The sequence below is a fragment of the Tumebacillus amylolyticus genome (assembly GCF_016722965.1).
Lineage (GTDB): Bacteria > Bacillota > Bacilli > Tumebacillales > Tumebacillaceae > Tumebacillus > Tumebacillus amylolyticus.
The window spans coordinates 403,808-426,541 of record NZ_JAEQNB010000001.1 but is presented as its reverse complement, the minus strand read 5'-3'; the positions used below and the strand labels follow the sequence as shown (position 1 = coordinate 426,541).

Here is a 22,734-nt window from a genome sequence, read left to right as displayed (position 1 = left end):
CGCCCCTCCAACCCCACCCCAGATCATAAGGACCCAAACCGAGTCGAGCAGTCGGCGGCGCTGGGACGGGGAGGATGTGGTCCAACGAGCGACTTTGGAAAGATTTTTTTCACCCCTATACGACTTTACCAATTCAAAAAAAGAAATTTTCCTCAGGAGCCGGGGGACCACAGCCTCCCAGTCCCGACCACCCCCCCAGCACTCCCCCCACGAAAAAAGCCCGCCCCCCGGCCAACCAGCCAGGAAACGGACCTTAGTATCAAGCAAAAATCTCATGCCACCACTCACTAATCTTATCCAACAGCGCCGACCGAACTTCGACTTCCTGCTCCGACCCATCCTCCGAGTCCTTCACATCGACAGTTGTAATCGGAGCAGACTTCTCAGACTTATGCTCCTCCATATCCTTCGGCTTCGCATCACCAGCTGCGGCATCCCCATTCGCCATATCGACAAAGCACAGCGGCGGGAACAGCACGCACCACCAGTTCTGCCCTTTCGCCTCCCCGATCTGAATGCGGAGCGCCTCATACTCCCCCGCCGGATACACCTTGTCCCCGTACATCTTCGTCGGGAACGGAACATTGCCGTAGTCGGTCTTCACCGGGTACGAATAGCCTTCCTTCGCAATCACACCCTCAGCAATCTCGTTCATAACTTCCACATGCTGAGCGATCGTCCCGCGAATCGCCTCATGATCTTGCAACCCGCGAATCTCATCGGCAACGGCTACGATAATCTGATCACGAACATCGCGTTTGAGTTGTTGGTCGGCCGGGTCATCGCTGTTGGCGATGATGCGCAGACGAATGGCATCGCTCGGGATGACATCATTTGCATCGTCATCCTCCACAACCATCTGCTGAGAGACAGCCGCAGCTTGTGCGTTGGCTTGTTGGAAGTACCCAACCCCCGTCAGCAACATCGAAACCGCCAGCGTAACCAGAACCAGACCTTTTCTCATCGTTCGTCATCCCTCTCTCGTAGTCTCTCAACCGCTTCTACTAGGCAGTATAGACACGAGAGCCAACCACTAAACCTACCAACCCAAAAAAACTAGCAAAAAACAATAGACTTACCTCCGGAGGCCCCAGATCACGCGACCAATCCCCTGCCAATCGGGAAGGATGCCCGTATCCACACCCTCAACCGCCTCCGCAATCATACTCTCAACAAACACATCCTGATGAATCCCGACTTCATAAGCCACATACCCCGGCCCACTCTCCGGCCACAACCGAGGAAGCGCACTGGAAATCACGCGATAAGGGTACATCCCATCCGGCCCCCCGTCCAAAGCCAAGCGAGGCTCATGATCCCGAACCTCCACATCCAATTCCTCACAATCGGCCGTCGGAATATAAGGAGGGTTCGAAACCACCAGATCCGCCCGAATCCCTTTTTCCAAAAGCGGCTCTACCAAATCGCCGTGCAAAAACTCAACCGAAGCCCCGAGCCTCTCTGCATTCTCCCGAGCAACCGCCAACGCCTCTTCGGAAATATCGACACTGTACACCTTCGCCCCGACCCATTCCAAAGCCAGCGTGATGGCAATCGCGCCACTCCCCGTCCCAATATCGACGATCACAGGAGCTCTTCCCCCAAGCCGCTCCTCAAACACACCCCGCTGCCCCAAAACCTGCTCAATCAACAACTCCGTCTCCGGCCTTGGAATCAAAACGGCAGGGCTCACCACAAAGTCCCGCCCGTAAAAATCAGTCGCCCCCGTCAAATACTGCAACGGCTCCTGCTCTGCGCGACGCTTCACCAACTCATCAAAAAACGCCCGCTTCTCCTCCGGAAAAGGGTCGTTCCACAACATCAGCATGCGGGTCTTGTCCACACCCATCACATGCTGCACCAAAACTTCTGCATTGTACTGGGGTGAGCGAACCCCGACCGAATCAAAGAAACGGGAAGCCCCCATGAGGACTTCCCGTATAGTCGTTCCGTTCAAACTTACGCCTCGTCGCTCTGAGATTTCAGAGCTTCCGTGCGTTCATACATATGAAGCGTGTTGATGATTTCGTCCAGGTCGCCCGCCAGAACGTAATCCAACTTATGAAGCGTCAAACCAATGCGATGATCGGTCACACGAGATTGCGGGAAGTTGTACGTACGGATGCGCTCCGAACGATCCCCGGTCCCAACCTGCGACTTACGAGCCGCAGCCGACTCGGCTTGCTGACGTTGCATCTCCATCTCGAAGATCCGCGCGCGCAAAACTTTCATCGCTTTGTCCTTGTTCTTGATCTGCGATTTCTCGTCTTGGCAAGAAACCACGGTGCCCGTCGGAACGTGCGTAATCCGAACGGCAGACTGCGTGGTGTTGACAGACTGCCCGCCCGGACCGGAGGAGCAGAACGTATCGATGCGCAGGTCTTTGTCATGAATCTCAACTTCGACCTCTTCCGCTTCCGGAAGTACGGCAACCGTAGCCGTCGACGTGTGGATACGCCCGCCGGACTCCGTCGCCGGAACGCGTTGGACACGGTGAGCGCCGGACTCCCACTTCAGCTTGGAATACGCGCCCTTGCCGTTGATCGAGAACACCATCTCGCGGTAGCCGCCAAGTTCGGTGTACGACACATCGATCACTTCGGTCTTCCACCCTTGACGCTCTGCATACGCGACGTACATCTTGTACAGGTCGGTCGCAAACAGAGCCGCTTCATCGCCGCCGGCCGCGCCGCGAAGTTCGACGATAACGTTCTTGTCATCGAGCGGGTCTTTCGGCAGGAGCAAGATGGTCAGTTGGTCTTTCAGAACTTCTTCGCGCTCGGACAGCTCCGAGATCTCCATCTTGACGAGATCGCGCATTTCATCGTCCAGCTTTTCCTCCAACATCGCTTTTGCATCCGTCAGGCCGTTGAACACGTCCTTGTACTCACGGAAAACATTGACGATCTCTTCCAGATCGGACTGCTCCTTGCCGTACTGGCGAAGTTTCGCCGGGTCACTTGCAACAGCCGGATCACACAAAAAATCACTCAGTTGGTTATAACGGTCTTCAAGTGATTGCAACTTGTCGATCATGGTCGTTCCTCACCTCTTCTATAAATTACGCAGTCAACGTCGAATCTGTTTGCTTTTCCTCATTCATGACTCCCTGAACGGAAGCAATCGCGACCTCAATCATGCTGTCATCCGGCTCGCGAGTCGTCAGGCGCTGCATCAGCATCCCCGGCGACACCAACCAAGTTACACAACGGTTCGTCGAATTGCCCGACCAGCGGATCAACTCATACGAAAGCCCCGCCACCACCGGCATCAAACCGATGCGGTAGGCCATCATCTCCCAATGGGACATGCCTTCCTTGGAGAAAAACGAGAACAAAATGATCGAAATGACCATAACAAACAACAAAAAACTCGTCCCACAACGCTTGTGAATCAACGTATGACGGCGAACATTCTCGACCGTCAACTCTTCACCCGCTTCAAAACAGTTGATCGTCTTGTGTTCCGCACCATGGTACTGGAACACCCGCTGGATATCTTTCATCCGCGAGATCAACCACATATATGCCACAAAGATCAAGAGGCGCAAAACGCCCTCAATCGCAGCAAACGCCGTACCGGTCGCACCGTCGGTGATCCATTTCGCGATATAGAGCGGGGCGAGAATGAACAGCGCCACACCGAATCCCAACGAGAAGATCATCGTCAAGACCATCTGCCAGTTCGACAGCTCCTCGCCTTCTTCGTCGATGGACAGGTTCGCCGACTTGTTCAGAGCTTGATAACCGATAAACGTCGATTCAAACAGCACAGCCGTGCCCCGTACGAGCGGCAGGGCCAAGAACTTGAAACGCTGCGTCCACGCCAGACGCACTTCTGACTCGACATGGATGGAGTTGTCAGGTTTCCGGACAGCGACTGCGACCTTATCACCACCGCGCATCATCACACCTTCGATGACAGCCTGACCGCCGATATACAATTGCGGTTCCATCTTGTGAAACCCTCCTCCCGTTATCTCTCTCTATAACAGTCTAATTATAGTACAGCTCCCCCCACCCGTCAAAATCTCATAAAATGGTTCGGATAAGCAGACAGTATAGAGGACCAAGCCAAGGAGGGGTGTGCCGATGAACAAACTGTTCCAAACGGTCTTGAAAAAACTGCATCGTCGCCCCAAGGTCCATGAACCCGTCCCCCCCACACCGAAGGTTACCAAGAAGCAGATCGGCTCGTACAAAGAGGACGTCAAAGCTCTGAAAGCCAGCTTCCAAGGCTGTGACGATGTCAAACTGCGCGAACTGACGGCCGGCAAGATTACCGACTGCCCCGTCACCGTCGCCTATATTGAATCGCTGATCAAAATCGACTGGATGGAGTTTGCCTACTCCCAAATCCAATCCATTACCGATCACCCCAAGAACCTGCGGCCCAACGAAACCTCCGGCGCCATGGATGTCGTCACCGTGGACACGATCAAAAAAGCGGTCGACTTCGTCCTCGACGGCTGGTGTGTTTTCTTTGTCGAAAAAACAAACAAAGCCTACGCCGTCAACACCTATTTCCCACCTGCACGCAACATCGAGCGCTCCGAAACCGAATCTGTCATCCTCGGTCCGCAAGAAGCGTTCACCGAATCGATCCAAATCAACCTCTCGATGTTGCGCAAACGGGTGAAATCGACCGACCTCAAAATCGCATTCACCCGCGTCGGCCGCTTAAACAATAAATTCGTCGCCATCGCCCATTTGGAAAGCATCGCCCCCAAAGAGTACGTTCAATCGGTCAAAGACCGAATCGAGGGTATCGATGTCGACAACCTCACCGACGCCGGCGATTTTGTCCAACTGATCGATGACAATCCCTACTCGCCGTTTCCGCAATTTCATATGACCGAGCGTCCCGAGCGGGTCGTCGCCCACCTGTGCGACGGCAAAGTGGCGATCTTCAACGACGGAAGCCCGTTTGCGCTCACAGGACCTGCGTCTTTTATCGAATTCTTCCAGTCCTCCGAGGACTACGACAACCGCTGGTTGAGCGCCTCGGTCATCCGAACCCTGCGCTTGATCGGGGTCTTGATTTCCATTTCGCTCTCGGCGCTCTATGTCGCCGTCGTCACGTTTCACTACCAACTGATTCCCACCAACATGTTGGTGCCGCTGACGCAATCCCGAGCTCGCGTTCCGTTTCCCCCGCTCTATGAAACCTTGCTGATGGAGACGACCATCGAGCTCTTGCGCGAAGCAGGTGCCCGCCTGCCCACCAAAGTCGGGCAAACGATCGGCATCGTCGGCGGTATCGTCATCGGGCAAGCGGCCGTCACGGCGGGGCTGACCTCGAACATTTTGATCATTTCCGTTGCCCTGTCAACCGTCGCATCCTTCATCACACCAAGCTATGTCATGTCGTCTGCGCTGCGAGCCATCCGCTTCCCCCTGATCTTGCTCGCCGGATGGTGGGGTCTCTACGGGATGTTCGTCGGGTATTCGATGATGGCGATTCACTTCTTGCGGTTGTCATCACTTGGGTCCCCGTACTTTACACCGTTCGCCCCTTTGCGTTTGATCGACTGGAAAGACACATTTCTTCGTGCACCGTTGCCGTTTATGAAATACCGTCCGACGAACACCGCGCCAAAAAACAGCCAACGCATGCAGTATCGCGACGAAAGCACACAAACTGCGATCTCCCCGACCATACCGCCGCCCCAAGCAGATGATGAGACAACAGGGGGTGATCAATCATGACCCAATCCTCGTCGAGCGGCTCCAAACCGGACGAGCACAAATTGCGCTCGCTTGGCTTCACAGAGATCATATTTCTCGTCCAGGCCACCCAAGTGGGCATCGGCTTGTTCAACCTGCCGCGAATCGTCGTCGAAGAAGCCGGCCACTCGGGTTGGATCTCGATCCTGATGACAGGGGCGCTTGTCCAATTGGCACTTTGGTTTATCGTCTTGCTGACCCGCCGCTTCCCTGAACACGACTTGTACGGCATCTTGAACCTGGTCTATGGAAAATGGATCGGACGCTTTTTGGGAGCCATCTTTGCACTCTATTGCGTCGCGGTCGCTTCACTGGTCGGACGTGCTTATATCGAAGTCGTTCAACAGTGGATGTTCCCGACGACCTCCACGAACATGTTTTACCTCCTCTTGCTCTTGCCCTGCTTCTACGCGGCCACAGCCGGAGCCCGCATCTTGGGGCGATTTGGAATCTTTGTCTTCTTCGCCACCATCTGGATGGTCTTTCTGTTGATCGCCCCTGCGCGGGAGATCACAGTCGACTATTACTTCCCGATCTATGATTCGACCCTCTGGGAGCTCATTCGAGCCTCCTGGAAAGTGTCCGCCTCTGCCATCGGCTTTGAAGTTTTGATGGTCTACCATACGTTCGCCAAAGACAAAAAAACAATTCTGAAAGCGTCCTCCTACGGCATCTGGATTACCACGTTCATTTACCTGGTCGTGACAGTGATCTCAATCGGCTTTTACAGCCCGGCACAAATCGCCAAGATTCTCTCGCCCACCTTGCAAATGTACCAGATCGTCGAATTGCCGATGATCGAGCGCATCGAACACATCGGCATCTCCACCTGGCTGTTTCTGGTCGTCAACACCTGCTCCACGTACTTATGGGCGGCCGGCCGGTACGTCTATTCATTCGGCAAATGGGACGAGCCCAAATCGGTGTTGGTCTTTCTTCCCCTCACCTTCGTGATTGGCATCTGGGGCAAAGACGTGTACTTCCTGACCAAATTCGAAACGCTCGTCAGCACCATCGGCGGCATCGTTGCGGGCGTCTTGCCGTTGCTCGTCCTGTTGTCAGCCATCCTTTTTCGAAAACGCGGTTCCACCGCCCCCCCGCCTTCAGACGATGAAGAAGAAGAACCAGAGGAGGTGAACGCCTCATGAAGACTTCCACCCCTTTTTGGAAAAAACGCTCCCGCCCGCTCTTGCTGGCCCTCGCGCTCTCCGTTGCCGTAACCGGCTGTGCGAGACCCTACATCCTCGAAGATTTGGGGATGATCCTCACCGCGGGTTACGACCTTGCCGACGACGGCCGACTGCTCGTCACCTTCACCCTGCCTTCCATCGGCGAAGAGACCGGGGAGAGCAGAACGTTGGCGTTGACCTCCAAGGGCAGCCTGTCCAAAGAAGCCCGCGAGAACGCCGGTCTCTCCACCGACCGGCAAGTGGTTTCCGGTCAGATGCGCGTCGTCGTGATCTCGGAGATGCTCGCACGCAAGGGCTGTTGGCACCTCTTGGACACGCTGATGCGCGACGTCAACGTCACCAAAACGCTCGTGCTCTGCGTCTCCGACGGCCCGGCAGCCGATCTGTTGAAAAGCAAAGTCCCCACACGTCCGTCCAGCGGACGCTATCTGTATGAACTGCTCAGAAAGTCCCAGAAAAACTACGCCGTCCCGAAAACCAGCATCCAAGACTTTGAACGCATGTATCACGACGAAGGTGCCGATCCCATGATCCCTTATGTGCGCTTGATGAACAAAACCACAATTATGGCAGCCGGCACCGCCTTGTTTCGAAACGACAAATTCGTGGGTTCCCTCTCGCCGGAAGAAACCAAAATGATGCTGCTCCTGGGCGGCAAGGGCGAGGGCGGCGACATCAAACAATCCTTGCACACCAAGGGCCAAGACGGGAAAGAAGACCAAGTGATGCTGACGTTTGTCACCACCAAAAACAAATGCAAACTCGAGTTGAAAAACGGCCGCGTCCACGCCACCTACAACGTCAAAGTTGCCGGACAAGTCATCGAATACTCCGGAGACGACGACCTCACCGACGACAAAGTGGCCAAGGGCGTAGAAAAGCAAATCCAATCGGGGCTGGAAACCCGCATGAAAGACCTAATCGACCAATTTCAACACAAATACCATGTCGATCCGCTGGGACTCGGCACCAAAATTCGTGCCGCCCGTCTCTACGACCAACCTTGGACGTACGACCTGTGGCGCAAATCCTACGAGAACGCAGTCATCGACGTCAACTTCGAACTGCGCATCATCCGCACCGGGATCACCCGATAAAAAAAAGCGGAGTCGCTCGAGACGACTCCGCTTTTTGCTTTCGCGTATTAAGGGATAGCCGGCGCCATCGACGGACCGATCGCCGGAATCCGGCGGGTCAAATCCATGATGTCGTCGTTGAACATGCTCAGAGAATGGCCGGAACGAATCTCGTCGGCAATCCGTTGCACGCGACGTTGCAACGCACGGTCCGCCGTGATGTGTACGCGCTTGAACTCGGGCGCTTGCACCAAAATTCGCTGACGAACCGTCTGAACCAAATTCGCCTGCGCCTCCGGTTTGACACCCTTGTCCAAATTCAGGGCCACGATCGCCGTCTGGCCGATGACGAGCGCCCGTGCATTCGCAATTCCGTTGACCGAATGCGCCAAATCGGCGATGCGGTCCGCCGTGAACGTATGCGGATAGACCCCCTGCGTCAGATCGGAACCGCCGCCCGGATGAGCGAAGGAACGCAAGTCCACCGACGGGTTGGCGATGTTGTTGCGGCCGGAGAGATGCTCTCGGTCGCCGTCACCGTCCATGTCGATGTTCTTGTTGTCCCAGTTCGGCACCTTTTGCAAATCTTGACCCGGTGCAATTTCGACCGTATTGATGCCGTACCGGTTGTCCGCTTTCTCTTGAGCGCCTTTCGTGCAACCTGTCACGCCCGTCAGCGTGACGACTGCAAGCATGACAGCAAGACCTCGAACCCACTTGTTCATCTGCATCAAGGTCACCTCCTTCGGGTACGGTTAGCTTGCCCGAGAGGAAGTGCCGAGACACTGGAAATTGGTGTGGGGATCGATTAGAGGGCAACCGCGGGTTCTTGCGAGCAGCAAGACGCCGAACGACCTGCCGGAACCTCGTGGCAATGACGACAACGAGCTTCATACGCTTCTGCCGCGCCCACGAGGATGATCGGATCGTCAAAGCCCGCCGGCTCGCCGTTGATCAACCGCTGGTTGCGGTTCGCCGGGTTGCCACAGACGGTGCAGATCGCTTGCAATTTCGTGACATACTCGGCAATCGCCAGAAAGTCCGGCGTCGGACCGAACGGCTCGCCGCGGAAATCTTGGTCGAGACCCGCGACGATTACACGAATGCCGTTGTTCGCCCATTCTTGACACACCGCGATGATCTCGCGGTCGAAGAATTGCACTTCATCGACTGCGATCACTTCGATCTCCGGTTCGATCAAGGCGAGAATTTCCGCAACAGACTCCACCGCGTACGCTTCAGCCTTCTCCCCGCTGTGCGACACGACGGCGGTCTGGTGGTAGCGGTCATCGATCTTCGGTTTGAACACCTGCACGGATTGACGGGCGATCTTGGCCCGTTTCACGCGGCGAATCAGCTCTTCACTTTTCCCGGAAAACATACTTCCACAGATGACCTCGATCCAACCAGGCTTGTTCATGAAATGCAACCGCGATCTCTCCCTAACTCTCAAAGAATGTATATCAACCAGTATAGCGCAGATTTCGATAGAAACATAAAAAGCAGGGCAGCGATATACTGCCCTGCTTTCTTGTCACGTGTCTTAGATACCGTATTTCTTCTTGAAACGGTCGACACGGCCGCCTGCATCCAGAAACTTTTGTTTACCGGTGTAGAACGGGTGGCACTGCGAGCAGATCTCGACCTTGAGGCCTTCCTTAACGGAACCGGTCTCGAACTTGTTGCCGCAAGCACAGGTGACGGTGGTCAGATGATACTTCGGATGGATATCAGTTTTCATTGTCTGTTCACCTCATTCCTAGCCATAGATTTTGCCATGGCTCTTTGTTCACACGCAAAAAATAATATATCACAAACCACTCATCAGAAGCAAGAAAGCCTCGTACATAAAAATGCTTTACAAGTTTCAAAAATCGGTGTACTTTAAGTGATAGAGTTTACTCTATAATGATCAACTTAAATCGGTCTATGATGTATACCATGACTCGCATTAAACAACTAGGAGGGTGTACTTTGATTTCTTTGGGGCAAAAAATCCGTGAGTTGCGCATTCGTAAAGGATTGACACAGCAAGAGCTCGGCGCCGGGATCGTGACGATCTCTATGATCAGTCAGATCGAATCGGATAAAGCTTACCCGTCGCATAAAGTACTGGAACAGATCGCAACTCGGTTGGAAACGCCGATTGAATATTTCGTAGCCGACATGCAAACACAGATGGAACAGAGCTCCACCTACAAATTAGCTCGTGCCTATCTCTCGGCGAAGAACTTCGAGATGGCGATTCCGCTGTTTCGCGACCTGATCTCCAATCCAGCCCCACACTTAATGGTGTACGAAGTGCAATACGACCTCGCCGACGCGTTGCTTGCGAGCGGCGAACGTGAGAAAGCGGTCGAGTTGTTCGAGCAAGTTCTCGACACGGTGGTCCGCAAGAACGACGATGCGTTCGCCCTGCTTTGCTTGAACAAGTTAGGCGAAGCTCGCTATGAACAAGAAAACTACCCGCTTGCTCTCTATCATTGGCACAAAGCCTACGAAACATTCTCCCGCGTCAAAGAGATCGACCCGTTCACTCGGGCACGGATCATTACGAACTTGGGACATGCCCACTATCAACTGGGCGAATTCTCAGACGGAGTCCGCTTTTATCGAGAAGCGTACAATTTGTTACGCGGCAGCACCAACATGCGCCAATTGGCGGACGTCTACTTGGGACTTGGCAATTCCTATAAGAACCTCGGAGAATATTCCCGCGCCATCGACTATTGCCATGATGCGCTGACGATCTACGAAAGCTTGCAGAACATTCGCCAAGCGATTGAAGTGAAAGTCAACTTCGCGCTGGTCGAAGCTCAGAACGGCGATTTGTTAGAAGGAATTGAACTCCTGCACGAATGCCTCGCGGAATACCGCAAGCACGAATTGCCTACCGATAACTTGCGCATCTATAGTGAGATTGCCCGCCTCTATATCCGCGCCGGCAAATTGCAAGAAGCGGAATCCTTCTGCCAAGAGACGTTGTTCCTCCTCCCCGAACACGCCCAGAATCTGGCCGGCGTCTACCAATCGCTCGCCCGTGTCAAGCGTGAGCAAGGCGACACCCATTCCTCCATTGAATGGATCAAACGCGCCATTCACTTACACGAACAACGCGGCCACCGTTCCGAATTGCGTTCGGCGATCGAAGAACTGGCCGACCTCTATGAACAGATCGGCGACTATATCTCCGCGAACGAAACCCTCCGCCAACTTCATACTGTCCTCGATACATCGCTGCGCAAAATCGGCATGCTCGTGTAAATTTGTGAAGAAGCTTACCATCAGGTAGGCTTCTTTTTTTGTTGAAATTTGTCGTAAATTGTAGTTATAAGGCATGTAAATTTTCTAAGTTGACAACAAAGAATTTTCGATAAATCTGTTGTAATATCAGCTCCGGCATGTATAATGGATGTAAGGCAACCGGTCGCTATATATTATGAATATTTATAAGCTCAATATGAGTTATGACCGGATTTCAAAGAAACTTTTTCGATCAGCATGGGAGGGTGTTCTCGATGAAAAAACGGTTGGGTCTGTTGGTAGTAGCAACATGCGCGTTGATCTCCTTGGCACTGGGTACACAAATCGCGGGGGCTTGGTGGAATGAGACGGGCCCGAATCACAAGCAACTGGCTGACGGGACGGTACTTCCGGATTGGTGGAACGAACCCGGCCCGAACCATTAAACAATAAAAAGCCTCCCGGTCATGAAGACCTTGGAGGCTTTTTTACATATTTATGCACGATTGCGACGCAGTTGTTCCGGCGGAACGTGAGTGAAAGACCCGATCACGGTGTTCGGACACTCTTGGCGGAAGATCTCCAGCATCGTTTTCATGCCGAGCAATTCGCCGCGCGCCTTCGGGATGTGGTTTAAGTACCACTCCGGGTCGATGTTCAAGTTGCGCATCTGGATCAGGCGGACGTTGTTCTCGTTCACGAAATCGACCATCGCTTCGATCTCTTCTTCGCGGTCGGTGACACCGGGGAAAATTAAATAGTTGATCGAGGTGTAGACCCCTTTGTCCGCGGCGTACTTCAGCGAACGGCCGACGTTTTCCACGCCGTACAGACGCGGACGGTAGTAGGCGTTGTAATGATCGTCAAGCGCCGAAATCGTGGAGACGCGCATGAGGTCCAGACCTGCGTCTGTAATCAATTTGATCATATCGGTGAGACCGGCGTTGGTGTTGATGTTGATAAAACCGCGGTGGGTCTCGGCGCGCACACGACGAATCGCTTCGGCGATGTCGACGCCGCGAGTGGACGGTTCGCCCTCACAGCCTTGTCCAAACGAAATGATGGAGTCCTCGCCCGCCGTGTTGAGATGGTGAACCATCAATTGGACCATCTCTTCCACGGTCGGTTTGAAGTCCATCCGCACTTGCGGCGACGGGAACGGCGAGTCATCCGGCTGTTCGGAGATGCAACCGACACACCCTGCGTTGCAAGTCATCGAGACCGGGAGCGAACCCTCCCAGCGTTCGAGGAACGTGTTGCGCGACGTCAGGCATCCGTATTCGAGCGCACACTTGGTCAAGTGTTGCCAGATGCGGTTCTCCGGGTAGAGCGTGGTGATCTTGCTCACCGCCGCTTCGACTTTGTCGTCGGGAGCGGAGAGCGGATTCCATTTGTCCGGATCGTCGCTTGATTCGGCAGCGACGTAGAAGTTATCGTCTTTCCAGACGACTGCCGTGTAGCCGAACAGCGGCCATGTTTCGCTCTCGTCTTTTTTCGCATAAGCGGGCAGGAGCAAGCGGGTGAAGCCCTGCGGCAAGAGTGCGCCGACAGCCGAGAATTCCTCGGGCATGGCGATCGTCTTGCCGGTTTCCGGGTCCACGCCCAGTGCGCGAGCGCCCGGCAACGAGACGAGCGTGGCGCCGTCCGGGAGCGGAATCAATTCTTCGTCGTAGATATCGGTGAGGAACTCTCCGTTGCGGCCGAGAGCCAGCAGGTCGGAGTGATCGTAGATTTGTCCTTTGGAGTCTGCATACACGAGATGCATGGGTTGGTTCCCTCATTTCTGATCAAGACCTGGTCTGAGCACTATTCTAACACAAAGAACCGAATGCATGCGCATCCGGTTCTTTTTTGCAACTAGGGCTGTTCGTTGAGTTGCTTTTGTTCCTTCTGCCCTTCGATCGTCGCCATGAACTCTTCGTTCGTGGTCGTCTTCTTGATGTTGCGCAAGAACACTTCGGTGAAGTCCGGGGAGTCGCTCATCGTCTTGCGCATCGCCCAGATCTTGTCGAGGTGATCCGGGTCCATCAGCAACTCTTCGCGACGAGTGCCCGATTTGCGGATGTCGATCGCCGGGAAGATGCGGCGTTCTGCCAGTTTGCGGTCGAGCTGCAATTCCATGTTGCCCGTGCCTTTGAACTCCTCGTAGATTACATCGTCCATCCGCGAACCGGTCTCGACCAGCGCGGTGGCGAGGATCGTCAACGATCCGCCCTCTTCGATGTTGCGCGCCGCGCCGAAGAATCGCTTCGGACGGTGGAACGCCGCCGGGTCGATACCACCGGACAACGTACGGCCGGACGGCGGGATGACGAGGTTGTAGGCACGAGTCAGGCGGGTGATCGAGTCGACGAGGATGACAACATCCTTGCCGTGCTCCACGAGTCGCATCGCACGCTCCAAGACCATTTCCGCTACTTTGATATGATGTTCCGGCACTTCGTCAAACGTCGAAGCGACAACTTCGGCGTTGACCGAACGTTGCATATCGGTGACTTCCTCCGGGCGCTCGTCGATCAAGAGCACGAACAGCTCGGCTTGCGGGTGGTTGGTGGTGATGGAGTTGGCGATTTCCTTCAGCAGGAGGGTTTTACCGGCTTTGGGCGGTGCCACGATCAGACCGCGCTGTCCAAAGCCGACCGGAGAGAGCAGGTCGATGATGCGAGTGGAAGTCTTGTCCGGGGAAGTTTCCATCTGGATCTTGCGCGTCGGGAACAACGGGGTCAACGCCGGGAAGTGGATGCGTTCCGCCGCTTGCTCCGGCGTCATGCCGTTGACGGCTTCGACTTGCAACAGACCGAAATAGCGTTCGTTTTCCTTGGGCTTGCGAACTTTGCCCGAGACGCGGTCGCCGATGCGAAGATCAAAGCGGCGAATCTGCGAGGCCGCAACGTAAATATCTTCGGTGGACGGCAAATAGCCGACAGGACGCAAGAACCCGTAGCCGTCCTGCATGATCTCCAGCACACCTTCCGCAAACAACAAGCCCTCTTCTTCAGCTTGTGCGCGGAGGATGGCGAAGACCAGTTCCTTTTTTTTCAGCGTGCCGTAATAGGGAATTTCAAATTGCTTGGCTAACTTATACAAGTCAGTCAGCTTCATGTCTTCTAATTCGTTCATGTTCATGGGCAAGGAACCGTCACCTTCAATTCAGTCATAAGTACCGTTATTATATCATTTTTCCCGCCCATGAAATCGATTATGCAAAAATTATTCTAATTGAATTTTACTTATATCTCTACGCGATCATGCTGATTTAGACCATGACGAGATGCGGTTTTTGATCGAGGTTGTGACGGGCTTCTACGAAGCGGACCGTGCCGGTTTTGGCACGCATGACAACCGAGTGCGTGGTGGTGATCGAGTTTCCGAGGAAGCGGACGCCCTTGAGCAGTTCGCCGTCCGTAACGCCTGTTGCGGCGAAGATCGCGTCATCGCCTTTGACGAGGTCGTTGAGCAAGAGGATCGAGTTCGGGTCTTGGAGGCCCATCGAGATGCAACGCTCAAATTCTGCATCGTTCTCCGGTTTCAGTCTGCCTTGGAATTCACCGCCGAGGCACTTGATGGCTGCTGCTGCGAGCACGCCTTCCGGTGCGCCGCCGGAGCCGAACATGATGTCTACGCCGGTTTCGTCGAAGCAGGTGTTGATCGCAGCGGCCACGTCGCCGTCGGAGATCAATTTGATGCGGGCACCCGCCGAGCGAATCTCTTCAATGAGTTCGGCGTGGCGTTCGCGGTCGAGGAGCGTCGCGACGACGTCCGAGACTTTTTTATTAGACGCTTTGGCGACGGCTTCGAGGTTTTCCTTGACGGTGGCGTCGAGGTGAACGAGACCTTTGGCGCGCGGACCGACGGCGAGTTTCTCCATATACATGTCCGGTGCGTGGAGCAAAGTGCCTTTCGGTGCCACGGCTACGACGGTCAAGCCGTTCCAGAGACCTTTGGCGACGATGTTCGTGCCTTCCAGCGGATCGACGGCGACGTCGAGCTTCGGGCCCCAACCTGCACCCAGGCGCTCGCCGATGTAGAGCATCGGTGCTTCGTCCATCTCGCCTTCGCCGATGACGACCGTCCCCTTCATGTTGACCGAATCAAACATTGCCCGCATCGCGGTGGTCGCGGCGTTGTCCGCTTCGTTTTTCTTGCCCGATCCGACCCAGCGGGCTGCTGCCAAGGCTGCTGCTTCGGTGACGCGTACGATCTCTAGCGCTAGTTCACGTTCCATCTATGAGGTCACTCCGTTTCACTGTGCTGTCATTTCGCCATTAATTATAACACATTGACACCAATGTGTTATACCATTTTATGCAGGAGAGCTTGGAATCCTTGTCGAATTGGGAGAGACTTGGATTGGGAACGGATGGAGGCGGCTGTATGCGACGGAAGCGTCGGGGATTGATTTTGTATTCCATGCTGTTGACGTTGCTGTCGACGTTGGTGATCTTGGCGATTGTGTTGCGTCCAACGGTTGGCTGGTCCCCGATCGTGAAGGACACCTACCAACGCTGGTTCGGCTCGAAGCCGATTGCCTATCAGCCGTTGGCTGTGCCGACGCCGCATGAGTCCACGTATGGGATCAAGGCGTTTTTTGATGAGGGCAAGCATGTGATCTCGGTTGAGGAGACGGTGAAGATCCCGCAGTTGAACGTGAGTGGGATTCCCTTCTATTTATATACCCCAGAGAGTGCGTTGCAGATTCATGAAGTGAAGTTGAACGGGCAAGAGGTGAAATATGACCTGAACGCCAAGCAAATCACGTTGCAAGCAACACCCGCACAAACGGAGCAGACCGTGACGCTGAAGTTTGATGTGTCGGTGCCGGACAGCGCCAAACGATTCGGGATGTACAAGGGCGTGGCGACCGTTTGTTATTGGTACCCGATTCTGGCGGTGGAGCGCGATGGGCATTGGGTGCCGCGCCCGGATAGTCTGGGGTTTGGCGATCCGTTTCTCATGGACTTGGGGAATTACCAAGTCGAGTGGAATGCACCCGCCGGGTTCAAGTGGTACGGAACAGGCTCGAAGCTTTCAGAAACGACGGTCGAGGGCGGACGTGTCGTCTCGACTTGGAAAGCGGATAAAGTCAGGAACTTCGCATTGGTCGGCGGGCGCGGGTTTCAAGAGACCGCGTTTGAGACCGGGTATGGCACGCATGTTGTCGTCGCGACGATCGATCCGGCACGGTTGGCACAAACGGCGGAGCTCGCCAAGTCGGCGGTTTCCACGTACTCAGACCGAGTGGGGATCGATCCGTATCCCGTGTTGAACGTGTTGGAGTTGCCCGCCGGCACGATCTACGCGCATGAATTGCCTAATCTGGCGTTGTTCTCGCAGGACTTGTGGGGATATGACGACCCTGAGCATTGGATTGCGCATGAGATCGGGCATGTGTGGTTTTACAACGCGGTCGGGAATTACGAAGCGGAGACGCCGTGGTTGGATGAGGGCTTGGCCGATTACCTCTCGTTGATCGAGATAGAGACACGTCAAGGAACGGATGCGTATCAGGCGATGATCCAAGGAGATTGGCAGCGTTTCAAAGCGGGAGACACCTACTCCCCGTACAAACCGGGAACACCCGCCGGGGTCAAAAACGGCGAGACCGCCGTGCCTTACGGGACGTATCCGACATCGCAAGCGCATTACTACTACAGCTATCTGCGGCCGATCCTGATGTACCACGACTTGCGAATGCAGTTGGGGGATGAGAAGTTTTTCAAGTTCCTCAAGCAGTATTATCTGAAGAACGTGGAGAGGACCGCGACACGCGCCGATTTGGAACAAGCGCTCTCCGATATCGATCCCGCGATGGTCGCGCGGATGAAGTTGTGGCTGGACACGCCCAATGACCAGTTGCTCGGGCAGGTGAAAGCGGCGTTCGAGGGCTAGACGAACGGGTATGAAAAAAAGGGACTCTCCTGCGAGTAGGAGAGTCCCTTTTTTCTATGCCCTGGTGGCCATTTTGGTGAGGTACTTGGTCATGACGTTGCGCGCAACATCGATGGCGTTTTCGCTGGGTTCGATCTTGGCGTGGTGCAAACCGTACGGAGTGTCCGCTCCAAGCCAGAACATGAAGCCGGGAATTTCGGCGAGGAAATAGCCGAAGTCTTCGCCGGTCATCGCTTCGCGGGCGACGATCAGGTTGGCTTCTCCCGATTCCCGAACCCAGTTCATGAAGTCGGTGGTCAACGCTTCGTCGTTGTAGACTTGGCAGTAGTTCGAGCCGTAGTCGATCTCCGCTCGGCACTCGAATCCGACTTCAATCCCTCTCACCAGCGCTTCGATGCGCGACTTGATCTTGGTCATCGACTCCATCGAGAACGTGCGAATCGTCCCTTCAAGACGGGCGCGTTCGGCGATGATGTTCTGGCGGGTGCCCGCTTCGATCTTGCCGATGGTGATGACGCCGGAGTCCAGCGGATCGAGGTTGCGGGAGATGATGCTCTGCAACTGCGTCGCGAGGTGGGCTTGGGCGATGACCATGTCGTTTGCCGTATGCGGGAACGCCGCATGGCCGCCCTTGCCGATCAAGTCGATGAACAGCTCCGACGTGTTCGCAAACAAGATGCCCGGTTTGGTCGTGATCGTGCCGACCGGATGTTCCGGTGCGATGTGCAACGCGAAGATCATGTCGGGACGCCACGCTTGGAACTCCTCGCTCTCCATCATCGGCAACGCTCCGCCGGGACCTTCCTCTGCCGGTTGGAAGAGGAACAGCAAATCATCGTCCACGGAGTTCTCCCCTTGCACGAAATGCGTGAGGACGGCGAGACCGATGGTCATGTGAACATCGTGCCCGCAGGCGTGCATGTAGCCCGGATGGGTGGACTTGAATTCGTAGGTCGTGTCTTCTGAAATCGGCAGAGCGTCCATGTCGGCGCGGTACGCGAGGGTACGGGTCGGGTTTTTCCCTTTTACTTTGACGAGGATGCCGGTGCGCCAAGTTTTGATCTCCAAGCGCTCTTGCGGGAGTTCGGAGATGTAGTTCAAGAGGTAGAGCTGCGTCTTGAACTCTTGGAAACCCGGTTCCGGGATCTGGTGGAGATCCCTGCGGATTTGAAGGAAGCGTTCCAATTCCAAGGTCGGCATGTGCGTACTCCCCTTACAGTTGACGCAGTTCTTGCATGATCTCCGTCTTGGACTTGGTCTTCGCGTCGATCTCTTTGATCACGCGCGCCGGAGCCCCTGCGACGACGACTCCAGCCGGAACGTCTTGGGTCACGATTGCACCTGCTGCGACGACCGAGCCTTTGCCTACGCGAACGCCTTCGAGGATGACGGCGTTTGCGCCCACGAGAACATCGTCTTCGATGACGACCGGCAGTGCGGACGGCGGCTCGATGACGCCTGCGATGACAGAACCTGCGCCGATGTGACAGTTTTTCCCGACCGTACCGCGACCGCCGATGACGACGTTCATGTCGATCATCGTGCCTTCGCCGATCACAGCGCCGATGTTGATCGAAGCGCCCATCATGATGACTGCGTTGTCCCCGATCTCCACTTGGTCGCGGATGATTGCGCCCGGCTCAATGCGAGCTTTGATGTTTTTCATGTCGAGCAGCGGAATCGCCGAGTTGCGGCGGTCGTTCTCCACGACGTAATCGACGACTTTGTCGCCGGCCGCTTCGAGAGCCGGGCCGATTTCTTTCCAGTCGCCAAAGATCACACCGACACCGCCGGTGATGAAGGTCTTCGAATTTGCGCCGAAGTCGATGCTTTCGAGGTCGGTGCCTTTGATATGTACTTGAACCGGAGTTTTCTTTTCGCTTTTCTGAATGAATTCGATAATTTGTCGTGCGTCCATCATGTTGCTCATGAAGTTCATTCCCCTTTTCCTATAGCTGTCTGACCTATCATATCATGCTTTTTTTACACGCGACCAGCCGAATACGCCGTAGAAGATCACGACGATCCCAACCAATTCGCCAAGCGGCAGCCATTCCGGGTAGCCGAGCACCGCCAAACGACCCACCAGCGAGAGAATGACCGCCCCCGCCGCGATGAACCAGTTGCCGGTGAAGCGTGTCTTCCACCACGACCAGAGCGGTCCGAAGATCAAGATCATTCCTCCGACCCCTGAGAGAATCGGCGGGAACACCGAGCGGATCACAGAGCCCTTGGGCAATGCGTTGCCGCCGATCGCCGCATCGTTGTGCCCCATAACGGCCGGGTCGGGCACCGCCGTGGTGAGCAAAAATGCAAGCGCTGCCATTAACGCGATCATGACCACCAAGTAGAGGTGTCCGACCTTGGCTTTAAACAGCATATACATCTCCCCCACCGCCATGATCGCGACAAGTGAGACCGCATTGAAGTAATAAAATTTGTACATCGCCGAACTCCAACCGAATGCCAGCGCGTAAAACTCGCCAAACGACGCACACGCATACGACAACATCGAGATCGACCACCACAATTGAAACAGTCTCTTACGGCCGGTGTACTGACGGAACAGCAGCACAGCAAACCACAACGAGATCAGGCTGGCTCCCAACGGGACCCACGAAGATGCGTTCATAACGAGGTCATGCCCCTTTCGTTCCTTACACAAGAAAAAACAAGCACCTTCCCTTGAGAGAAGGTGCTTGGAAGTGAAGCTTAGTGTTTGTTTATTTCTTCATGCTATCCCAGTCTGCCAAGAAACGCTCGATACCGGCATCGGTGAGCGGATGCTTGACGAGAGAGGTCAACACGTTGTACGGCATCGTGCCGATGTGCGCACCAGCGAGAGCCGCTTGGGTAACATGCATCGGATGACGGATCGAAGCCGCGATGATCTCGGTTTCGATGCCGTGTACGTCGAAAATCTGCACGATGTCGTTGATCAAGCCCATGCCGTCCGTCGAGATGTCGTCCAGACGACCGAGGAACGGCGAAACGAACGTAGCGCCTGCACGAGCTGCCATCAGCGCTTGGTTCGCGGAGAAAATCAACGTGACGTTGGTTTTGATTCCGCGCTTCGAGAACTGGTGACACGCTTTCAGACCTTCGAGCGTCATCGGAAGCTTGATGGTGATGTTCGGATGGATTTCGGAGAGCTTCAGGCCTTCTTCGACCATGCCTTCTGCATCCAGCGAGATTACTTCTGCGGAGATCGGTCCATCTACGATTTGCACGATTTCGCGCAACATCGCGTGGAAGTCGCCGCCTTCCTTCGCAACGAGCGACGGGTTGGTGGTAACGCCGGCGATTACGCCGAGTTCCGCCGCTTTTTTAATGTCCGCTACATTGGCGGTGTCGATGAAAAATTTCACGGGTCATCCCCCTCCTCATGTTCTAGGATGTGATAAAGACCCGTCTCTTACGCGCGGCCGGAAGAACCGAACAGGCGCATTTTTTCCTTGACGACTTCTTTGATCGCAGCTTTGCCCGGGCCGAGGTATTTGCGCGGATCGTATACTTTCGCGTCTTTCGCAAAGATCTCACGGATCGTTTGGGTCAGCGCGATTTGGTTTTCGGTGTTGACGTTGATCTTGGAAACACCAAGCGAGATTGCTTTGCGGATGTCTTCGTCCGGGATGCCGGAACCGCCGTGGAGAACCATCGGGGTGGTCGGGAGCAGGTCGCGGATTTCTTCCAGACGATCGAATGCCAGTTTCGGGGTGCCGACGTAGACGCCGTGCGCGGAACCGATCGCCGGAGCGAGTGCATCGATGCCGGATTCTTCGACCAGACGTTTCGCTTCTGCCGGCAGAGCCAGCGTTGCGTCGCGCTCATCGACAGTCAGGTCGTCCTCGGTACCGCCGATGCGGCCCAGTTCGCCCTCTACTTCGATGCCCAGCGGGTGGCACAGTTCAACGACGCGCTTGGTCAGTTCGATGTTCTGCTCGAGCGCGTAGTGCGACGCGTCGATCATGATCGAGGAAAAACCTGCACGTACGCACTTGACGACGTACTCGAAGCTCGGGCCGTGGTCGAGGTGCAGGATGACCGGAACTTTCGCGGTTTCTGCAGCGACGCGTGCCATCGCGACGGTGTAGTCGATGCCCATGTACTTGATTGCGCCTTCGGAGCAACCGAGAATGACCGGGGACTTCTCTTCGTTCGCCGCTTCGACGATCGCTTGCGTGAACTCGAGGTTGTTCATGTTGAACTGACCGACTGCATAGCCATTTTTGAGACCGTCAAGAAGAACTTCCTTAAAGGATGCAAATGCCATTATGTAGCCTCCTCCGTCCTATCAATGAATTTGGTTTCTGTCTGTATGTCTAGAGATCTGGTTTCCACTTCATCATACCGCTTTTTACCCAACATTTACAGGGGCGAGGCCCAAGATTTTTCGCGCCTCTGCTGGGGTTGCGACTTCTCGACCCAATTCCTTGGAAAGTCTGACAATCCGTTCCACAAATTGAGCGTTGCTGGTTGCCAGCACGCCTTTTTCATAGTAGACATTGTCTTCGAAACCTACGCGGACGTGGCCCCCGAGCAGAATCGCCATCGTGTTCAACGGCAATTGCACGCGGCCGACGCCGGCGACTGTCCACGTAGCTCCGGCCGGAAGTTGGCGGACCATGTGCAGGAGGTTGTCCACGGTTCCGGCGATGGCACCGGGAACGCCCATGACAAAGTCAACGTGCACAGGTTCGGAGACGAGGCCCTGTTTAACCAAGCGCATCGCGTTGGTTATCATGCCCACGTCAAAGATCTCCAATTCCGGTCGCACGCCGTGGTCTTGCATCGCTTTGGCGTAGATTTCGATATCGGTCGGGGTATTCATGAACACGTCGTTGCCGAAGTTGACGGTGCCCACGGTGAGCGTTGCCATCTCCGGTTTGAGCGTGACAGGTTGCAAGCGTTCCTCGGGAGTCATGCCGACAGCACCGCCGGTCGAGACTTGGACGATGATGTCGCACTTGGCGGAGATTTTTTCGATGATCTGGCGGTAGATTTCCTTGTCTTGCGAGGGGTTGCCTTGTTCGTCGCGAGCGTGAACGTGGGCGATGGAAGCTCCGGCTTTCCACGCTTCGTAGGCGGCTTCTGCAATTTCGTCCGGGCTGAGCGGCAGGTTCGGTTGGTGCTCACGGGTAACTTCCGCTCCGTCGAGGGCAACGGTGATGATCAGCTTCTCCATGAGTTTAGTCCTCCCTCTTGAAACGCTGTTTGTCCTTGGGTGTGACGCAGGTTCCGCTCGCGTAGGTCACGAGGATCGGCTCTTGGAGCAGTTCGGCTGCCGACGGGTTGGACGGGTCAATGTTCGCGCGGATGACTTTGTAGGCGTGGAACTCCATTTTGCGCGAGGTATTGCCGATTTGGGTGACGGTGCCGTGGGCTTCGATGTAATCTCCTGCATAGACAGGAGCTTTGAATTCAACTTTGTCGTACGCAACAAAAAGTCCCTCATCGCCGTCGAGGCGAATCAGGAGCTCCGTTGCGACGTCTCCGAAGAGCCCGAGCATGCGGGCGCCATCCACGAGGTCTCCGCCGTAATGTGCGTCATGAGAACTCATGCGCAGACGAATCATGGCCGTTTCGACTTTGTTCATCGGGGACGCCCTC

General features: G+C 55.2%; 23 protein-coding genes. 6 read left to right on the top strand and 17 right to left on the bottom strand.

Going from position 1 to position 22,734, the window contains the following annotated elements:
- Window positions 1-259: 259 nt before the first annotated feature.
- The 4 genes from spoIIR to JJB07_RS02030 form a co-directional block, all read right to left on the bottom strand.
- A complete protein-coding gene (spoIIR, locus tag JJB07_RS02045; protein WP_236587559.1) occupies window positions 260-964 on the bottom strand; it encodes a stage II sporulation protein R in 705 nt (234 codons plus the stop codon).
- Window positions 965-1,075: 111 nt separating this feature from the next.
- Window positions 1,076-1,957: a peptide chain release factor N(5)-glutamine methyltransferase gene (gene prmC, locus JJB07_RS02040; RefSeq protein WP_283809034.1), complete on the bottom strand. Its 882-nt coding sequence runs from the start codon at window positions 1,955-1,957 to the stop codon at window positions 1,076-1,078.
- A gap of 2 nt (window positions 1,958-1,959) precedes the next feature.
- On the bottom strand, window positions 1,960-3,036 hold the full coding sequence (gene prfA, locus JJB07_RS02035; protein ID WP_201630687.1) for a peptide chain release factor 1: 1,077 nt from the start codon (window positions 3,034-3,036) through the stop codon (window positions 1,960-1,962).
- Window positions 3,037-3,061: 25 nt separating this feature from the next.
- On the bottom strand, window positions 3,062-3,955 hold the full coding sequence (locus JJB07_RS02030) for a DUF1385 domain-containing protein (RefSeq protein WP_201630686.1): 894 nt from the start codon (window positions 3,953-3,955) through the stop codon (window positions 3,062-3,064).
- A 136-nt stretch (window positions 3,956-4,091) separates the two neighbouring features.
- On the opposite strand from JJB07_RS02030, the gene JJB07_RS02025 reads away from it, so the two are divergent.
- From JJB07_RS02025 to JJB07_RS02015, 3 genes are read left to right on the top strand one after another with little or no spacing between them, the layout of a single operon-like run.
- Window positions 4,092-5,708: a spore germination protein gene (locus JJB07_RS02025; protein ID WP_201630685.1), complete on the top strand. Its 1,617-nt coding sequence runs from the start codon at window positions 4,092-4,094 to the stop codon at window positions 5,706-5,708.
- Window positions 5,705-6,874, top strand: a complete 1,170-nt coding sequence (locus tag JJB07_RS02020; RefSeq protein ID WP_201630684.1) for a GerAB/ArcD/ProY family transporter — start codon at window positions 5,705-5,707, stop codon at window positions 6,872-6,874. The genes JJB07_RS02025 and JJB07_RS02020 overlap by 4 nt, the downstream gene beginning before the upstream one ends.
- On the top strand, window positions 6,871-8,013 hold the full coding sequence (locus JJB07_RS02015; protein ID WP_201630683.1) for a Ger(x)C family spore germination protein: 1,143 nt from the start codon (window positions 6,871-6,873) through the stop codon (window positions 8,011-8,013). The genes JJB07_RS02020 and JJB07_RS02015 overlap by 4 nt, the downstream gene beginning before the upstream one ends.
- A 47-nt stretch (window positions 8,014-8,060) precedes the next feature.
- On the opposite strand, the gene JJB07_RS02010 is transcribed toward JJB07_RS02015, so the two are convergent.
- The 3 genes from JJB07_RS02010 to rpmE form a co-directional block, all read right to left on the bottom strand.
- Complete coding sequence (locus JJB07_RS02010; protein ID WP_201630682.1) at window positions 8,061-8,723, bottom strand: YhcN/YlaJ family sporulation lipoprotein; 663 nt, start codon at window positions 8,721-8,723, stop codon at window positions 8,061-8,063.
- Between the two features lie 77 nt (window positions 8,724-8,800).
- Window positions 8,801-9,421 carry a thymidine kinase gene (locus tag JJB07_RS02005; RefSeq protein ID WP_201630681.1) on the bottom strand — a complete coding sequence of 207 codons (621 nt, stop codon included), beginning with the start codon at window positions 9,419-9,421 and terminating at the stop codon, window positions 8,801-8,803.
- Window positions 9,422-9,535: 114 nt separating this feature from the next.
- On the bottom strand, window positions 9,536-9,733 hold the full coding sequence (gene rpmE, locus JJB07_RS02000; RefSeq protein WP_038087537.1) for a 50S ribosomal protein L31: 198 nt from the start codon (window positions 9,731-9,733) through the stop codon (window positions 9,536-9,538).
- Between the two features lie 233 nt (window positions 9,734-9,966).
- Here rpmE and JJB07_RS01995 point away from each other — a divergent pair, with 233 nt between their 5' ends.
- Both JJB07_RS01995 and JJB07_RS01990 read left to right on the top strand, forming a co-directional pair.
- A complete protein-coding gene (locus JJB07_RS01995; protein ID WP_201630680.1) occupies window positions 9,967-11,256 on the top strand; it encodes a helix-turn-helix domain-containing protein in 1,290 nt (429 codons plus the stop codon).
- A 254-nt stretch (window positions 11,257-11,510) separates the two neighbouring features.
- Window positions 11,511-11,681: a hypothetical protein gene (locus tag JJB07_RS01990; RefSeq protein WP_201630678.1), complete on the top strand. Its 171-nt coding sequence runs from the start codon at window positions 11,511-11,513 to the stop codon at window positions 11,679-11,681.
- A 50-nt stretch (window positions 11,682-11,731) separates the two neighbouring features.
- Here the strand turns inward: JJB07_RS01990 and JJB07_RS01985 are convergent, their stop codons facing one another.
- The 3 genes from JJB07_RS01985 to glpX form a co-directional block, all read right to left on the bottom strand.
- Entirely contained in the window at window positions 11,732-13,000 is a 1,269-nt protein-coding gene (locus tag JJB07_RS01985) for a radical SAM family protein (protein WP_201630676.1), read from the bottom strand.
- 92 nt (window positions 13,001-13,092) lie between these two features.
- Window positions 13,093-14,361, bottom strand: coding sequence for a transcription termination factor Rho (gene rho, locus JJB07_RS01980; protein ID WP_430727196.1), 1,269 nt, complete (start codon window positions 14,359-14,361; stop codon window positions 13,093-13,095).
- Between the two features lie 130 nt (window positions 14,362-14,491).
- On the bottom strand, window positions 14,492-15,460 hold the full coding sequence (glpX, locus tag JJB07_RS01975; RefSeq protein ID WP_201630672.1) for a class II fructose-bisphosphatase: 969 nt from the start codon (window positions 15,458-15,460) through the stop codon (window positions 14,492-14,494).
- 149 nt (window positions 15,461-15,609) lie between these two features.
- On the opposite strand from glpX, the gene JJB07_RS01970 reads away from it, so the two are divergent.
- Complete coding sequence (locus tag JJB07_RS01970) at window positions 15,610-17,124, top strand: M1 family aminopeptidase (RefSeq protein WP_201630670.1); 1,515 nt, start codon at window positions 15,610-15,612, stop codon at window positions 17,122-17,124.
- A 54-nt stretch (window positions 17,125-17,178) separates the two neighbouring features.
- On the opposite strand, the gene JJB07_RS01965 is transcribed toward JJB07_RS01970, so the two are convergent.
- The 7 genes from JJB07_RS01965 to kal form a co-directional block, all read right to left on the bottom strand.
- Window positions 17,179-18,324: an N-acetyldiaminopimelate deacetylase gene (locus JJB07_RS01965; protein WP_201630668.1), complete on the bottom strand. Its 1,146-nt coding sequence runs from the start codon at window positions 18,322-18,324 to the stop codon at window positions 17,179-17,181.
- Window positions 18,325-18,337: 13 nt separating this feature from the next.
- Window positions 18,338-19,054, bottom strand: coding sequence for a 2,3,4,5-tetrahydropyridine-2,6-dicarboxylate N-acetyltransferase (gene dapD / locus JJB07_RS01960; protein WP_236587557.1), 717 nt, complete (start codon window positions 19,052-19,054; stop codon window positions 18,338-18,340).
- Between the two features lie 42 nt (window positions 19,055-19,096).
- The gene (locus tag JJB07_RS01955) at window positions 19,097-19,756 is read right to left on the bottom strand and encodes a hypothetical protein (protein WP_201630666.1); all 660 of its coding nucleotides are present in this window, start codon (window positions 19,754-19,756) and stop codon (window positions 19,097-19,099) included.
- A 91-nt stretch (window positions 19,757-19,847) separates the two neighbouring features.
- On the bottom strand, window positions 19,848-20,492 hold the full coding sequence (fsa, locus tag JJB07_RS01950) for a fructose-6-phosphate aldolase (RefSeq protein ID WP_201630664.1): 645 nt from the start codon (window positions 20,490-20,492) through the stop codon (window positions 19,848-19,850).
- A 47-nt stretch (window positions 20,493-20,539) separates the two neighbouring features.
- Window positions 20,540-21,397 carry a class II fructose-1,6-bisphosphate aldolase gene (gene fba / locus JJB07_RS01945; protein ID WP_201630662.1) on the bottom strand — a complete coding sequence of 286 codons (858 nt, stop codon included), beginning with the start codon at window positions 21,395-21,397 and terminating at the stop codon, window positions 20,540-20,542.
- A gap of 84 nt (window positions 21,398-21,481) precedes the next feature.
- Window positions 21,482-22,309, bottom strand: a complete 828-nt coding sequence (gene kce, locus JJB07_RS01940; RefSeq protein WP_201630660.1) for a 3-keto-5-aminohexanoate cleavage enzyme — start codon at window positions 22,307-22,309, stop codon at window positions 21,482-21,484.
- 4 nt (window positions 22,310-22,313) lie between these two features.
- Entirely contained in the window at window positions 22,314-22,721 is a 408-nt protein-coding gene (kal, locus tag JJB07_RS01935) for a 3-aminobutyryl-CoA ammonia lyase (protein ID WP_236587556.1), read from the bottom strand.
- Window positions 22,722-22,734 lie beyond the last annotated feature (13 nt).